Source organism: Leuconostoc sp. XM4 (genome assembly GCF_055698815.1).
Genome location: NZ_CP134507.1, coordinates 1,190,202 through 1,205,347 on the forward strand (window position 1 = coordinate 1,190,202; position 15,146 = coordinate 1,205,347).

General features: G+C 36.3%; 18 protein-coding genes and 1 pseudogene. 3 read left to right on the forward strand and 16 right to left on the reverse strand.

Features of this window, described 5'->3' with window-relative positions; translation table 11 throughout:
- Nucleotide 1: 1 nt before the first annotated feature.
- The 13 genes from RHP64_RS06025 to RHP64_RS06085 form a co-directional block, all read right to left on the reverse strand.
- On the reverse strand, nucleotides 2-895 hold the full coding sequence (locus RHP64_RS06025) for an aspartate carbamoyltransferase catalytic subunit (protein ID WP_011679936.1): 894 nt from the start codon (nucleotides 893-895) through the stop codon (nucleotides 2-4).
- 177 nt (nucleotides 896-1,072) lie between these two features.
- Nucleotides 1,073-1,696 (reverse strand): signal peptidase I, encoded by a 624-nt coding sequence (lepB, locus tag RHP64_RS06030; protein WP_011679937.1) that lies wholly within the window; start codon nucleotides 1,694-1,696, stop codon nucleotides 1,073-1,075.
- A 60-nt stretch (nucleotides 1,697-1,756) separates the two neighbouring features.
- Nucleotides 1,757-2,110, reverse strand: a complete 354-nt coding sequence (locus tag RHP64_RS06035; protein ID WP_010290990.1) for a YlbF family regulator — start codon at nucleotides 2,108-2,110, stop codon at nucleotides 1,757-1,759.
- Between the two features lie 88 nt (nucleotides 2,111-2,198).
- Entirely contained in the window at nucleotides 2,199-4,259 is a 2,061-nt protein-coding gene (locus RHP64_RS06040; protein WP_011679938.1) for a PBP1A family penicillin-binding protein, read from the reverse strand.
- Between the two features lie 3 nt (nucleotides 4,260-4,262).
- Nucleotides 4,263-4,733, reverse strand: a complete 471-nt coding sequence (locus RHP64_RS06045) for an arginine repressor (protein ID WP_011679939.1) — start codon at nucleotides 4,731-4,733, stop codon at nucleotides 4,263-4,265.
- A 112-nt stretch (nucleotides 4,734-4,845) separates the two neighbouring features.
- Nucleotides 4,846-6,537, reverse strand: a complete 1,692-nt coding sequence (argS, locus tag RHP64_RS06050; protein WP_025268164.1) for an arginine--tRNA ligase — start codon at nucleotides 6,535-6,537, stop codon at nucleotides 4,846-4,848.
- A gap of 279 nt (nucleotides 6,538-6,816) precedes the next feature.
- Complete coding sequence (locus RHP64_RS06055) at nucleotides 6,817-7,086, reverse strand: hypothetical protein (RefSeq protein ID WP_010292892.1); 270 nt, start codon at nucleotides 7,084-7,086, stop codon at nucleotides 6,817-6,819.
- A gap of 54 nt (nucleotides 7,087-7,140) precedes the next feature.
- Complete coding sequence (gene coaBC / locus RHP64_RS06060) at nucleotides 7,141-8,346, reverse strand: bifunctional phosphopantothenoylcysteine decarboxylase/phosphopantothenate--cysteine ligase CoaBC (RefSeq protein WP_038534133.1); 1,206 nt, start codon at nucleotides 8,344-8,346, stop codon at nucleotides 7,141-7,143.
- 70 nt (nucleotides 8,347-8,416) lie between these two features.
- Nucleotides 8,417-8,914, reverse strand: coding sequence for an LURP-one-related/scramblase family protein (locus tag RHP64_RS06065; protein WP_025268166.1), 498 nt, complete (start codon nucleotides 8,912-8,914; stop codon nucleotides 8,417-8,419).
- On the reverse strand, nucleotides 8,911-9,726 hold the full coding sequence (locus tag RHP64_RS06070) for an SPFH domain-containing protein (RefSeq protein ID WP_011679943.1): 816 nt from the start codon (nucleotides 9,724-9,726) through the stop codon (nucleotides 8,911-8,913). Before RHP64_RS06070 ends, RHP64_RS06065 begins: the two co-directional genes overlap by 4 nt.
- Before the next feature lie 11 nt (nucleotides 9,727-9,737).
- Complete coding sequence (locus tag RHP64_RS06075; RefSeq protein WP_011679944.1) at nucleotides 9,738-10,085, reverse strand: toxin-antitoxin system HicB family antitoxin; 348 nt, start codon at nucleotides 10,083-10,085, stop codon at nucleotides 9,738-9,740.
- Between the two features lie 104 nt (nucleotides 10,086-10,189).
- A complete protein-coding gene (locus RHP64_RS06080) occupies nucleotides 10,190-10,393 on the reverse strand; it encodes a CsbD family protein (RefSeq protein ID WP_011679945.1) in 204 nt (67 codons plus the stop codon).
- A 1,042-nt stretch (nucleotides 10,394-11,435) separates the two neighbouring features.
- The gene (locus RHP64_RS06085; protein WP_025268168.1) at nucleotides 11,436-11,954 is read right to left on the reverse strand and encodes a hypothetical protein; all 519 of its coding nucleotides are present in this window, start codon (nucleotides 11,952-11,954) and stop codon (nucleotides 11,436-11,438) included.
- Between the two features lie 568 nt (nucleotides 11,955-12,522).
- Here RHP64_RS06085 and RHP64_RS06090 point away from each other — a divergent pair.
- Complete coding sequence (locus tag RHP64_RS06090; RefSeq protein ID WP_011679947.1) at nucleotides 12,523-12,741, forward strand: hypothetical protein; 219 nt, start codon at nucleotides 12,523-12,525, stop codon at nucleotides 12,739-12,741.
- A 147-nt stretch (nucleotides 12,742-12,888) separates the two neighbouring features.
- Nucleotides 12,889-12,996 carry an IS3 family transposase gene (locus RHP64_RS06095; RefSeq protein ID WP_223317352.1) on the forward strand — a complete coding sequence of 36 codons (108 nt, stop codon included), beginning with the start codon at nucleotides 12,889-12,891 and terminating at the stop codon, nucleotides 12,994-12,996.
- Nucleotides 12,997-13,066: 70 nt separating this feature from the next.
- Here RHP64_RS06095 and RHP64_RS06100 read toward each other — a convergent pair.
- Nucleotides 13,067-13,138, reverse strand: a pseudogene (locus RHP64_RS06100) (tRNA (guanosine(46)-N7)-methyltransferase TrmB); the annotation flags it as partial.
- A gap of 539 nt (nucleotides 13,139-13,677) precedes the next feature.
- Nucleotides 13,678-13,938: a hypothetical protein gene (locus RHP64_RS06105; protein ID WP_061514902.1), complete on the reverse strand. Its 261-nt coding sequence runs from the start codon at nucleotides 13,936-13,938 to the stop codon at nucleotides 13,678-13,680.
- 102 nt (nucleotides 13,939-14,040) lie between these two features.
- On the opposite strand from RHP64_RS06105, the gene RHP64_RS06110 reads away from it, so the two are divergent.
- Complete coding sequence (locus RHP64_RS06110) at nucleotides 14,041-14,646, forward strand: hypothetical protein (protein ID WP_061514903.1); 606 nt, start codon at nucleotides 14,041-14,043, stop codon at nucleotides 14,644-14,646.
- Between the two features lie 24 nt (nucleotides 14,647-14,670).
- Here RHP64_RS06110 and RHP64_RS06115 read toward each other — a convergent pair whose 3' ends face one another.
- Nucleotides 14,671-15,144, reverse strand: coding sequence for a holin (locus tag RHP64_RS06115; protein WP_061514904.1), 474 nt, complete (start codon nucleotides 15,142-15,144; stop codon nucleotides 14,671-14,673).
- Nucleotides 15,145-15,146: the final 2 nt, after the last annotated feature.

Here is a 15,146-nt window from a genome sequence, read left to right on the forward strand (position 1 = left end):
CTTACTCCGTAACGTATTCTAAAATGGCCATTCGTGCATAAACGCCATTGGTCATCTGGTCAAATATGCGTGATTTTGGTGCTTCAACTAAATCATCGGCAATTTCAACGTCTCGATTAACTGGGGCCGGGTGCATAATAATACTATTTTCTTTCAAATTTTCATAACGTGATTCAGTCAAACCATACACTTCATGATACTTTTTTGCCGAAAAATTTTGATTTTCAGTATGTGTAATTCGTTCATGCTGTACTCTAAGAAACATCACAACATCTTGTTCCGACCAACCAACATCAAGGTCCACATGTTCGCCAAATGAATCAAAATCAACTGGTTGCCAGTCTTTTGGTCCACTGAATGTCACTGTTGCGCCAAGCTTGTTGAGTATCTCTGCATTTGAACGCGCTACTCGTGAATGTGCTAGGTCACCAATAATTCGAACCTTCAAACCTTCAAAATGTCCAAACTCTTGGTAAATTGTCACTAAATCTAACAAACTTTGTGAAGGGTGTTGGCCGCTACCGTCCCCCGCATTTACAAGTTGTGGAATTGCATGCCCTTCACTCCGTAAGACGTTTTCATACCATGAATTTTGAGAGTGACGAATTACTGCAACATCCACACCAATCGCTTTAAGGGTTTTTAATGTATCAACCAAACTCTCTCCTTTTGTCATTGAACTAGTTTGAGGGTCGATTTGTATCTGTTTCCAATTAAGTTGATTCTCTGCCATTTGGAAACTACTATGCGTTCTCGTTGAATTTTCAAAAAATAAATTTACAGCCGTTATCGATTTTGTTTTAGGTTGCTCACCTGATTTTAACGCCAACGCACGTTGTATTAAGTGTAGCACGTCATTTTTATTAATTGCATTTATATTCAAATAATTTCGCATATTACCCTTCTTTATACAAAAAACCAAGCGATCTGAGCGACCGCTTGGTTCTAGAAAATGAGGGTAAAAGTGTACACTTCACCAAAAGTATCTAAAGCCTTGCAGGTCTCTCTGGACCTGATTAAAGGTTTTATTTTATTGATAGTAATCATAGCATTTTTTAAAAGTTAATGCAACTTACTTACTAAAGAAATTTTTATTCCCTTGATTGACATTTGCTTTAGCTGTTTTGTTACTATTCCAAAATGGAACAATGACTTTACCAACAACGTGCTTTTTATCTACAAATCCAAAATACCGACCATCATTTGAAACTGACCGATGATCGCCCATGACAAAATACTTACCTTTTGGAACTGTAGAATTATTGCGATCCTTTTTCTGCCATAGCGTACCGGAGGAAAGTGTCTTAAGAGACCATGTGCTACCAAAAGACATTTCCGTTCCCTGTGTACGTTCATTCAAACTAATGAAGCTTTGATTAACTTTCTTGCCATTGACGTACAGATTAGACGCTTTGTATTCAACTGTATCACCTGGGATCGCAATAATACGCTTCACATACTTATCGTCCCCAGACTGGTACCTAGGATCTTCATCTTTAGCGTTAAATACAATAACATCTCCACGCTTATAACTTGCCACTTTGTTTAGAAACACATTCTCGTTATCTTGCAAATTTGGTTCCATTGATGGTCCACTAACTTTTACGCGTGTGAATAAAAATGAGCGAATAAGCACAACAATAAGAATTGCAATGGCAATTGGAAAAACCCACTCCTTCAAAAATTTCATAAACATAAATAACTTCCTTTACATAAAATCACCAACAGCATAACTGTCGGTGATAGTGAGCTTAATTTACTTCTGCAACTTAGAATATGCTTCGGCAACGGGTTTTGTAACGATGTCATTTAATTCCGTTAGCAAAGTGTTCAAAGCCTGTTCTGCTTCCATCAGCGCATTAATTTTTTCGTCTTTTTGTACTTTTGCAGCAACAGCATCCCATTCCTTTTCTTGTTCAGGTTTTGGTTGTTGCTGACTTTGCATCATTTGTTGTACTGCCATTTGAATTTCTTGGAATTCACCAAACAACGCCTTAGAATCAGTGTCATTTTGTATTGCGTTAAATGCATTTTGCCATGCAATATATTGTTGTGTTTCTGTCAAAATATTTGCCATTTCATTGGCGTTATCGTAAATATTTACTGTCATGTTATTTTCCTTTTTTTAACGTTATTCTATGTCACTAAAATCATATCACAACCCATAACTAATGTGAAACACTAATCAATCTAAACGATTAATTACCAAATAATCCTTTGACATTATTCCACAATTGACCCGCTCCTTCAACAGCTTTGTCAACGCCACTATTGAAATCATCTTGAATCGTTCCCCATAAGTCACTACTTTGACTTGTACTACTTGATGTAGTGTTAGGATTTGTTACTGTAAAGGCGGTTTGATCCGTATTTGGCAAAATTTGTTCCAAAGACGTTTTAACCAGTGGTCCCATTGTAGACGTTAATCCTAACGGCAAAGAACCAGTATTGTTCCCTTCCAGTCCCATCCAAGTTGCTTGAACAATGTCTTTCGTATACGCCATTGCCCATGAATCCTTTGACGAACTAGCATTATTGGTACTATTAGGATTTTCAGTAGTACCAGTTTTACCAGCAATAGTGTAACCCGATGGTGCAGATCCAACACCTGTACCATCCGTATAGGTACCTAGCATCATACGTGTCATATTATTTGCAACCTTACTACTGATGACCTGTGTTTGTTTTGCCTTTGGTGAGCTAACAATTACTTTGCCACTCGCATCAACTATTTTAGTAATATAATGTGCCTGACTCATCACACCACCATTGGCAAAAGCTGTGTATGCTTGTGCCATTTGTTGTGGGGATACACCTTTGGTCAATCCGCCTAGTGCTAGTGATAGGTTCTTATCCTTTTTGGTTAATGGTAAGCCAAACTTAGTACCACTCTTATAACCAACCTCTACACCCATTTTATTAAGTAAATAAACTGCCGGAATATTATACGAATGTTCCAAAGCTGAATACATAGGAACATCAGCCGTTTCAACGTTCATGGCATTGTTTGGTGTATAATTGTTCGTCCCAAAACTCATCGATTGGTTAGGCAATTTTGTACTAATACTATAACCTCGTTGTAGAGCTGGTGCATAAACGACCATTGGTTTGATTGCTGAACCAGGTTGTAATTGTGATTGATTAGCACGATTAAAGCCACGGAAAGTATGCGATGTTTCACGACCACCAACTACAGCCAATACCCCACCAGTTTTAGCATTCAAAACAATAGATGCTGCTTGTGCGTCATCAACATAGTTAAATAATGCTGAATTATCGAAATCATTTTGTAAATTCGTTTGATCCTTTTGGTTTAACGTTGTGTATATTTTATACCCACGATTCATAACATCGTTTTCTGTTAAACCGTAGGTATTAATGGCTTCGTTAATCACTGAATCGAAATACCAAGGATAATTATAATCACCAGAATCATCATAAGTATCATTTAGCGTATCCGTCGTCGATTTGGCTGCACTAGCCTGCGCTGAAGTGATCTTTTTATTCTCAACCATGGTTGTCAAAACTAAATTACGTCGAGCCTTGGAAGCTTCTGGATAATCGATAGGATTAAATTTGGCGGGACTAGTTAACATACCCGCTAGTGTAGCCGCTTGTGTTGTCGTTAATTCACTAGCATGAACACCAAAATATTTCTGTGATGCATCTTCTACGCCCCAGACACCATGACCAAACCATGCATTATTAAGGTACATCGTAAAAATTTCATTTTTAGTGTAATCTTGTTCAACCTGCATGGACAAAAAGATTTCTTTGGCTTTTCTGGTAAATGTCTGTTCTTGCGACAAATAAGCATTTTTAACCAATTGCTGTGTTAACGTAGAACCGCCGCCAGAAATAGTATTAGATCCGGTTATTTTGTTTTTAACCAATAAAACAGCTGCACGTGCAATCCCTTTTACCGAGAAGCCATACTCATGATAAAAATTACGGTCTTCGATTGATAAAACTGCATCTCGCATGTTCTGTGAAATCTTATTATACGAGACATAGGTGCCTTTTTGTGAATATAATTCGCCTGCTTTTTCACCCTGATCATCGTAAACTGTTGCCGTTTGAGAGAGCGTTGCTTCTAAATTTTTAACGTGTGCAGTTTTAGCTAAAATTGCTAAGTAGGCACTTGTGACCAAAAATAATGTTAAAAATAAAATAATCAGCAAGCGACCAAATTGCCAACGATGCCAAATTGGTCCTAACTTATCCCACACTTTTTGACTTATTGCTTTCAACCACTTCATTCATCAACCTATCAATTCCGCCCAATGATCAGCTAGCTTTGCGGCATCTGTTTCATTTTTACTTGTAACGTAAATTGTGTTAAATCCCGCTAGTGTCGTAATAACTTCAGGTAAATTCGCGTCATCGATAATGCCAGCAACTGAGTTACCACTACCATCAGTCGTTTTAATAATCGTTAAGAACTCAACGTGAGTCACGAATGAAGCATATTCTTTGATTGCTTCATCAACGGCGTTAGTCGTTACCAAATTTTGAACATTTTTCGTTGTATCATTGAGTTGCTGGTAACGTAACTGTCCGCTGTCGCTCTTTTGGCGAATAATATTCATTGCTCGAATATCACGTGATACGGTTGTTTGTGTTGTCTCAACACCATGCTTGATAAGTTGAGCAAGCAATTCTTCTTGGCTGGCAATGATATTATCCTGGATAATATCTAAAATAAGCTTTTGCCGTTCTTGTTTTGAAATCATTGATTTCTCCTTTGTATCATGATGCACGGTTATCTAAAAATATATCATTTACTACCGTTTTGTGCATCACTTTAACAGTTAGCTTAAATAGCACTTGATCTGTCCAGATCAGTTACATTTCTTCAGGTGCCTTGACACCTAATAATCTCAAACTTTCTGTCAAAACAATAGACACTGATTTAACCAACACCAAACGAGCATTTAATTGAACGTCTTCTGTTAATATTTTTGAGTTGGCATAGTACTTGTTAAACGCTCTTGACAAATTCAACGCATATTTAGCAATAATACTGGCCTCGCGTTGTTGCCAAGCACGTTGCACTGTCTTGGGAAAGTTGTTCAGTGTCGTAATAATATCCCATGTTGCTGGATCAGTCAAATTCAAGTCATCACTCGTCAATTGAACCGACGTCTTGCGTAAAATTGATTTTGCTCGGGCATTCGTATACTGTACGTATGGTCCAGTATCTCCTTCAAAACGGACAACTTCTTCTAAATTAAAGTCAAAGTTGTTGGTACGATCATTCATTAAGTCATGAAACACAACAGCACCGGCGCCCACTTCTTCTGCCACTGTATCTTTATCACCCAAAGCAGGATTTTTCTCTTGAATTTGCTTCAAAGCCAATTCATGAGCATCATCTAATACATCCTTCAGTAAAACAACATCACCCTTACGTGTTGACATTTTTTTGCCATTAAACGTAATTAGACCAAAGGCAATGTGTTCAATGTCATCAGACCACTCAAAGCCCATCAATGATAAGACGGCCTTCATCTGCACAAAATGTTCTCGCTGCTCACCACCGACAACATACAACGATTTCGCAAAATCATATGTTTCTTTTCTATAAAGTGCGGCTGCTAAGTCACGAGTCATATATAAAGTTGCACCATCTGAACGCTTAATCATGGCCGGTGTTAGATTTGGATTGATATGGCTCAAATCAACAATCTGTGCCCCCTGTGATTCAACTAGAAGATTTTTTTCTTCTAAGAGATCAACTACCTTGTCCATTTTATCATTATAAAATGCTTCGCCGTTGAATGAATCAAACGTTATATCTAAGCGGTCGTATATTTCAGAAAACTCTTTCAACGACTCAGCACGGAACCATTGCCACAAACGGTGTGCCTCTTCATCACCATCTTCAAGTTTCTTAAACCAAGCACGACCTTCATCATTTAGTGAGTCATTTTCCTTAGCTTTTTCGTGAAACTCAACGTAGTACTTTAACAAAGTGGCAATTGGGTCTGATTTGACTTCTTCTTCAGAACCCCATGCTTTGTAAGCATATATTAGTTTACCAAATTGCGTACCCCAGTCACCTAAATGATTTATTTTAACCGGTGCATAACCATTTTTTGCTGTGATGTTTGCTAGTGCATTACCGATAACAGTCGAACGTAAGTGTCCCATCGACATTGGCTTGGCGATGTTTGGGCTGGACATGTCAATCGTGACTTTGGCACCCTGTCCATCCACATTGTCACCGTAGGCACCTTCCAAGTCAAATACTGTCTTCAATACTTGATTAGACGTAGCTACTTTGTCCAAGAAAAAGTTAACATAAGGCCCAGTAGCAACAACTTTTTCAAATCCTTCTTGATCAATTGCAGCAACGATGTCTGCTGCAATTAATTGCGGTGCTTTATGTAATGTCTTGGCTAATGTAAATGTTGGAAAAGCAACATCTCCAAGGTCAGATGATTTTGGTGCTTCTAGTTTTTCAGAAATTTCTTGTAAAGTAAGGTCAGTTAGCACTGCGTTAAGTGCCTCAACAATTTGTATATTATCTACCATTTTTTTCCCTTTTGGTTTTTAATTATGATTTTTAGTAAAAATACATTATAATCAAAAATTCGATATTCTTATTATACCGTATTTTAGGCATTATTCATCTAAAAATAAATAAGCTCGCCTCTTGTTTTCATCAACAAAGAGACGAGCCTAGCCCGCGGTACCACTCTAATAGCTTTCGCCACTCAAATTTATTAACTTTGGACTCTTAGTACGCGCCGTTTTGACTATGGCTTGACTTCCATCAACTCAAGCTCGCTTAATCATAGTTCCAAAACATCTTTACTTATCTTCGTCTTTTACAGATTTTTCAGGCGCAGGGCCGTGTTTAATCACTTCAACCTCATCCATGCGAACAACCGCACGATGGTTCATTTCGTTAACTGCTGGTTGGTCAGCTGGAGCATTTTCCGTAATCTCAACCAACAATGAGTTTTCATAAATTTTTTCAACTTGACCTGTAAAAGGTTTTTCTAAATTACCATAAGCTGGTGCTAATAAAACATCTCCAAGGTTAAATCCAGAGGTATTTTCTTCTACTTCTTCTGCCATGTTTGCCTCCATTTTAACGTTATTTAACAGTTTATTTTAGCATAAAACAGATGTTTATGCGAGTGTTTTAACTACTCTATCTAATATAGCCCGCGCAATGTCAATTTTTGGTAACAATTCAATTTTTTCTGGGTCTTTATCACGTGATAAAATCGTTACTTTATTATTATCAGAGTCAAAACCACTATCCACATTACTAACATCATTAGCAATTAAGAAATCTGCATTCTTCTTTGATAGCTTTTTTTGTGCAGACGCGAGAACATTTTGCGTTTCAGCAGCAAATCCCACAACAATTTGCCCAGCTTTCTTCATATGACCAATATCTGATAATATATCAGGATTTTGAATTAATTCAATCGTTAAATTCTCATGACCTACTTTTTTTATTTTGTTTTCAGCTTGTGAAGCAGGACGATAATCAGATACAGCTGCCGAACTGATGAAAACATCCGCATCAGAAAATTCTTGCACAACCGCCGTATGCATGTCACGTGTAGAAGTAACAACTATTTCTCGGACGCCGTACAATTCTTCACGTTTTGTTGTGGTTATAAGTACCACCGTTGCACCTAACTCTGCAGCTGCCTGTGCCAAAGCATAGCCCATTTTTCCTGAAGAACGATTTGTTAAATACCGCACTGGATCAAGCGCTTCACGTGTCCCGCCAGCTGTAATAACAAGTTTCTTTCCTTTTAGTTCACCGCCACGCGCCTGTATACGAATAGCTGCCTGATTTATAATTGTCACAGGTTCCGGTAGGCGACCTTGCGACTCGTAACCTTCGGCTAAGAAACCAATCGCTGGGTCAATAATAAACCAACCATCACTTTTTAATAAATTCAAATTACGAACAACCGCGTCATTATTAAACATAACATCGTTCATCGTTGGGGCGACAACTTTAGCCGCAGGTGATGCCATTACCGTCGCAGTCACAGCATCATCAGCGATACCATTTGCTATTTTTCCAATAATGTTAGCAGTGGCCGGCACAACAAATATCATGTCTGCCCACTTAGCCCATTCAATATGAGTAACCGCAGCCTTCTCATCACGAAAAAGATCAGTTAACACATCATGTTTAGATAAAACAGCTAATGTTTGTACAGTAATAAATTTTTGGGCCGCAGTCGTCATTCCCACACGAACATGAGCACCGCTTTTAACAAATTCGCGTACTAATGTTGCTGACTTGTAAGCTGAAATGCTACCTGTCACAATCACTAATATATTCTTATTTCTATAGAAATCATTCATGCCATTTATTATATCATGGAATGTTTTAAACACGATTCAAAAAGCGATATTCTAAGAATATCGCTTTCTTCTAGGAACTTGCAGAACTAGAATTGTGAGATTGTGCTTTAACATAATCAATTGCTACCACTACCGCCACAACAACAGATTCCAAAGACTCGTCCTCAATTTTAATGTCATAGGTGCTTGTCATTGCTAACCAGCGCTGATCAACAGAGCCAATTTCACGTCCATCTTGCAGGATGGCAAAATTCATGTCCCAGATATTACCTTCTACACTTAGACCAAGTCCTTCAATTTCGTATCTTGGTTTTAAAAAGGAAAAGCGTTTAATGATTTCAACTTCTTCTGGAAACTCATTAATAATTAACTTAAACTTTGGTAAAAAAGTAAACACTTGATGCGTTAAACGCGCAATAGGTATACTGTTCAAATCTAGAATATCAAAATACTTTGGAATACTAAATGTACTGCCAGAAACGGTGTAGCGTGTGTTCTCACTGTCGTCAGTTATATCAAACTTTCCGCCCAACGAAAACAAGTGTTGTCTCATCAGTAAATGTTTCATTTAAGTCCTTTTTCTAGTAATTTACCAGCAACTGGTATTTGACCCAACTGATCTAATTCCTGACCATTCACAACTACCAAATTGCTAGATGATTCAGCCAAAGTTGAGAAAGCATTGATTGACTGGTTTTGGAAATACTTATCATCAGCACCAGCTAAACCAGCCTGAACAGTGTCAATACGATATTTTTCAGCTTCAGCACGAGTTTTCGTAGCATCAGCTTCAGCCTTGGCAGTAGCCATCAATGCATCGTTTTTAGCTTTTGTTGTCAATTCAATTGAACGTGCTTCACCTTCAGCCTTAGCAATTGTAGCAACTCGCTCACGATCTGCCGTTAATTGCTTATCCATTGCTTCTTGAATTGAAGCAGAAGGGCGTAATTCATCAATATTGATACGATCAACATTGATACCGTACGTATTCGTTAAATCACCAATGGCATCCGCTAATTGGACATTAATTTTGGTAGTAGAACCAAGCGCTTCGTTTAACTCCATGCGACCAATAATATCACGTAAGTGCCCACGCACAAGTTGTGCCATAGATTCAACTGAATCCGTGTTTTCGTACATATATTTAACTGCGTTAGTTACATGATAATTTAAAGTAACACTTGCCTTAATATCAGCGTTATCGGCAGTAATCACCGAGTAATCAGGCAGACGTAGTGGGCGCATAGCCAAACTTACCTTACGAATTGTTTGAAAGAACGGTACATAAAAATGTAATCCGGCCTCTCTTCGGGCACGATATTTTCCCAACGTCTCTACAAGACCCGCATTGTTCTGCGGAACAATCTTAAAAAAAAGCATAACTTCTCCCTCTAATCTTTCATGATTTGTCGTAATGTCAAGATATTCCCGTTTGCCTCGAGAATCACGTAATCTTCATCACTTTTAGCAACAGCACTATTATCAATCAAATATCGATAATAGATACCAGAAACGTTGACCAAACCGCTTTTAATATCAATATCTTTACCTGAAATGACCTGACCCACAAATTGACGGTCTTCAAAGTTGCTTGGATGATAGTTAGCCATCAGTAATTGGGTGATGTAATTATTTAATGACCTCCCCTCCTTGCTGGCCTGTTCCGCCAAAAACTCATGTAGTTTGGGATCAATTCTCAATGGTATGTTGCCTGACTTCATGTTTTTTTCTTTAACCATATCTTTATGATATCACATTTAAATCATTTTGCAATTATTAAAATTTTTTTTTACATAATAAAAAACGCCTAACTACTGCAAGCTAGGCGCTTTTTATTTGTTAATTACTTTTTATCGTTCTTTAAATTGTCAATACTATCTTTGACAGCATCTTTGGCTTCCGTTACGGCATCCTTAGCTTTTCCAAACAAGCCTTGGGCCTTACCTTCTGCTTCACGCTGCTTATCACCGGTAACCTTGCCTTCAACTTCTTTTGCTTTACCAGCAACCTTGTCCTTAGCATTATCAAACTTTTCTTCAACTGACATATAATACGTTCTCCTTGAGGTTTATTTGATGTTACAAGTTCATTGTAACATTTCTAATAAAAAATGACAGTAAAAAAGAACCACTAGAGAAGTTAGACGTGGTTCTTAACATTGGGAGTTGTGATTTTCGGGATAATTAAAAACCACAATTTTATTCTATGCCTATGCAAAGGCTAAAACAACGTATTTCCCTGGTCAATTGACTATCTTATGTTCAAAAAAACCACGTGGCATGAGCAGACACGTGGTTTAAAGATTAGAGTTCTGGTTTTCGTGGCAAATAACAAATCAAAAACCATACACACATTTTAGTTTTATTGATGGCAGAATACAACAGTATTTGCTGGGCAATCTCATTTAGTTTGTTCAAAAATAATTTTATTTTAATTCTTGGTTTTCCAGATGTTACACACTGGCCATTTTATACACAAATCATTAGCTGATAGTTGAAAAGACTTTTTGCGAGTTTTGCTTGACGTAGATATCCCAATTCAGTCCAATTATTATTTGTTTAAATAGTATTGACAATGAGAAAATTTCGCTATTCACATATGTACGATGCCCCCGAAGGGAAGAAGCAATACATTTTGGGAGTGTATTTAATAATTTCTAGGGACATCTTACCTAAATGTTAGCACGCTAATTACATTTTCTCTAGCAATAACACTTATAACAGCTGGTTAAACGTTCGACAATACATCAATTAGAATTTAATACACAATAAAATGCCCAACCTGAGTTTCGGGATAAAACATACAAATGGTTGGGCATTTGATAATGTCTAAATAACATTACAAAATTTAGTATATCGGATCAATCATTTAAAGATATAAAATATGTTAACTTTCTTGACAAAATTGACAAAACAAATACCGACCAGAATGTCTTCTAGCCGGTATTCTTTGAAATGAGTTTCACTCGTTCTATTTGAGATATTCACTCAAACTAAATTCTTCCCCATGCATAAAGCATATCATGAAACATCAATAGAAAATTCAATTGTTTATTATTAAAATTAACTTATTTAATTCAAATTTAATTATCATTTTAAGCGTTTAAATAGCCAGGATTTAATTTTTTCATCAATATCATTAACAAACTTCAACTTGCCGTAGTAAATATTATCTAACGCGTCTATTGCGTAGACCTTAATTTTTTTCGCATCTTGATCCGTGATAATTACTCCTAACTCCTCCTCAACCCACGGCATATTAAGAGGCAAAGCTGTTTTTCCTATAATTTCTTTGTTGGGCTCAAAGCTATATTTTGCATAGTTCTTTTCTCGCAGATCTTGCCAAGTATCAGCATAAGTAAACTCTTTGTCAGTAATACCAGCCTCAACTATTTTCATATCAATATCACCAACATTTTTAACATTGATTTTAAAATATGTATTTTCGTAATTTTCCTTGGACCGATGATCTTTGTTTTGTGGAACAGGACGTTTGATATCTTTTTTGAAATGATACAAATATCCCTTTATCTCAATCTGAATTTTTTTATCATGAGAACGGTAAAAGGAACCCACAAAAATAGCAATTATCGCCCCTAAACCACCCAATCAGCAAGTGGTCCCATTTCACTTGTTGTTAAAGTCGTCATAGTATAGCGCCCTCCAATAGACAGCAAAAAAAGCATCCGAAGATACTTTTAAGTGATCCAAACAACGGTGTTATGATTTTGTATATTAATCAAGTTTCAGGAAATTACATAGTGCATTTGGATCACCACGAGCTAAATATTAGCACACTAAGCCTGTCTTGTCACTAAAATATTTGTACAATACAAATAATTGGAAATGTAGTGGTCTTTATAAATCGCCTTGCTTATGAAAAACCCTTAGCGAATCTTTCTGGTTGCAGGCTTTTGGTAACAAAAAACAAGGCTTAATCCTCACTCAAGAAAAAGCCTTGCAAACTCAGTAATTCTCGGCTTACCAAGCTTATTGATATACATTTATGGATGAATATCATTCTTGTAAACATTTTTTGGCAACGCTTACATAATGATTATATACAATTTTAATATGATTGGCAATAATTATTTTGCTTAGTTTCTTATAGGTAGTTATTTGATTTTCCATTCATTGTTTTAGTGATATACTTTTAATAAATCAAATAGGGGGAAACATGTTAAATATTATTACTGAAATACTAGTTCTTATCATGTTTGTAAGTGGCGTTGGTTCATTTCTCACCTTAAGGCCAGCATATGAAATACGCTCAAAAACACAAAAAATATGGGTGTCTATTTTTCTTACAGCAATTATTGCCGCATTCATAATAACATTATTAACTGCAGTACCTGACTTCATTCACGGCTTTATAGACGGAATATCAGGCAAATAAATAATGAAACATCATCTTAATTGATGGTGTTTTTTACTTGATTTAAAAATAAAAAACACTTGAGTGCTCAATTAACCCTGGTACAACAAACATTTCACAACTATTAAGTAATACTCTTCCAACTCAGAAGTTAATTCTAACTCGATCATCAATAAAGAAACCGATGTCTATTACTACAATAACGAGCGGATAAAAAAAATGGCCGGAAGCATTCCGGTTCAATACCGAAATCTTGCCAACCAGTTAGCCACTTAAACTTCACACTCAATTTTCGAGGTGAAGTTCATATTTTTTGTTTATATAATACTCTGTAACCCTTGTCGCTCTAAAAATGAGCCTTAATCTTATAAATTGGTTGACCCTTAGCCATAAACTTTTGTTCATACTCGGTCTCAACGCCCTTTAAATTTCTTACAATGCTTATAAGCTGTTATAAAGGTATCCTAATGAATTTAACCACCGTATAGAAGTTCACAAAATTCATAGGAAGTCCCCAAATTTTCCCCAAAATAAAAAGCCGACTAGATTGATTTCTATCCGGCTTTTTAACGAGTTTCATCTAAATAAAAACCTAACAGGATTTGTAATAAATCGATAATCATCTTGGAGGATATTATCATGGAGTCTACATGCCTGCTTGGTATAATTTATTCTACTATGTTCACTTGAGTTTATGCAAATAAAAAGCCTAACAGATTACCGACGAGAAATCATAACTCAGGTAATGATTTTGTATAGAGCGAAGAAAGTCTGTTAGGCTTAAATTTATTATACACTTTATGGTTCTGAAATATTTTTTTATATAGTTTTGTAATAAAAAAACCTGATAGGGGTAAAGCTTCTCGGAATGCTATCAGGCCATGCAATCATAATCTCTACAATTACATGATTATTTTAACTGATAAAATCATCAAATACAATAATTAAAAATTCATATTATTCTAAATCACCAAGTTCCACACTTACGTTTGTCTCTGTTTTGATACGTTTCGCTAATTCAGGCATACGATCCTTTTCAGATTCAACGTATCTGCCTATTTGTTCAGAGTGTGTGGCCATGCCTATTTTAGCGTATTCAAAAAACACGTTTAACTGCTTGGAGTATCTTTGGTACACGATGCGCACCCAATACAAGGTGTTCTTCTTCTTCGTGAACCGCTTCTGGATTTCTTCGATTAGTTTGTCGTCGTAGTTCATAATGTCACCTCTATGACATTATACGAACAAACGTTCTTGCTTGCAAATAAATAATTATTAATATAGTATTTATTTTATATTGTATGTTGAAATGGAGAGACGATGGATACATTTTTAATTACTATCATTAACCATATTTCGCTATTTGAAGTACTATTTTTTGTTCTTTCCTTAGTTATTTTAATGTTTATTTATGAATATTTAACTGCGCCTAGAATGTTGAAAAAGTCTAAAATATTGCCTGATTTACCCGAAAAAGAATCAGATTTAACTACAAATTTATTCGCCTGTTTCTTTATAATTGCTTTTGCGATTGTAGCCTACATGTTAATAGCCGGAAAGTCTAATGGTCTCTTGCCATCCGTCATCACGTCCATGCTATCTTTTTTTGGTTTATCATTTGCAATATATATAATTTTTAACGCTGTGAAAGTATATAAAGTATTTCAAGTCAATATCGGAGTTGCTGTAATATTATTGATTTATCCATTCCTAATTATTATATTCCTCATTGGTTCGTATTTTAGTATCTTTGAATTATTTGTTTACGCTTCGTTAACAAATGGATTGTTATTTTCCGAATCAACTATTTCAGGTTTTACAACAGGAACTATCACACTTTTTGGGGCATTAATGACTGGATTTATTGCTTATAATTCTCATAATCAGCCCCAAAAAACAAATAAAAAAAGCTCAACCAGAGTTTAATCTAGTTGAGCTTTTTTGTTATATTTAATTTTGTAAGGCATTAACCTTTTCTTGTGCAACAGCTAATGCTTGTTGTGCTTTCGCTAGCTCATCAGCCTTGGCTAATTCACTTTGCTGTTGTTCAGCTTGCTCTTGTTCCTTAGCTTGTTCCTCGGTCATTTGGGGATACGTTTGATCTAACTCACTAATCAATAAAGCGTATTCTTTCTCAACTGCATTTTTAATCAATGTTTCATCGGCATCTGATAGACCGAGTGCAGTAAGCATTTGCTTAACGATTGCAACCGCTCCTGATTTCTTGGCTTCACCTTCTAGATACTCAGTAACGCCTAGCTTTTGCATCGCGATTACTGCATCTTTGGCCAGTGGTGATAGCACTTGAATCAAGGTAACAACCTGCTTATTGCCTAGCAACACTTTCCCGATATAGCCACCGATAATCGGAATAGCTGCAATCGCAATCGTTGTAATCAATTTAGTAATTGTATTTGTATCCATGT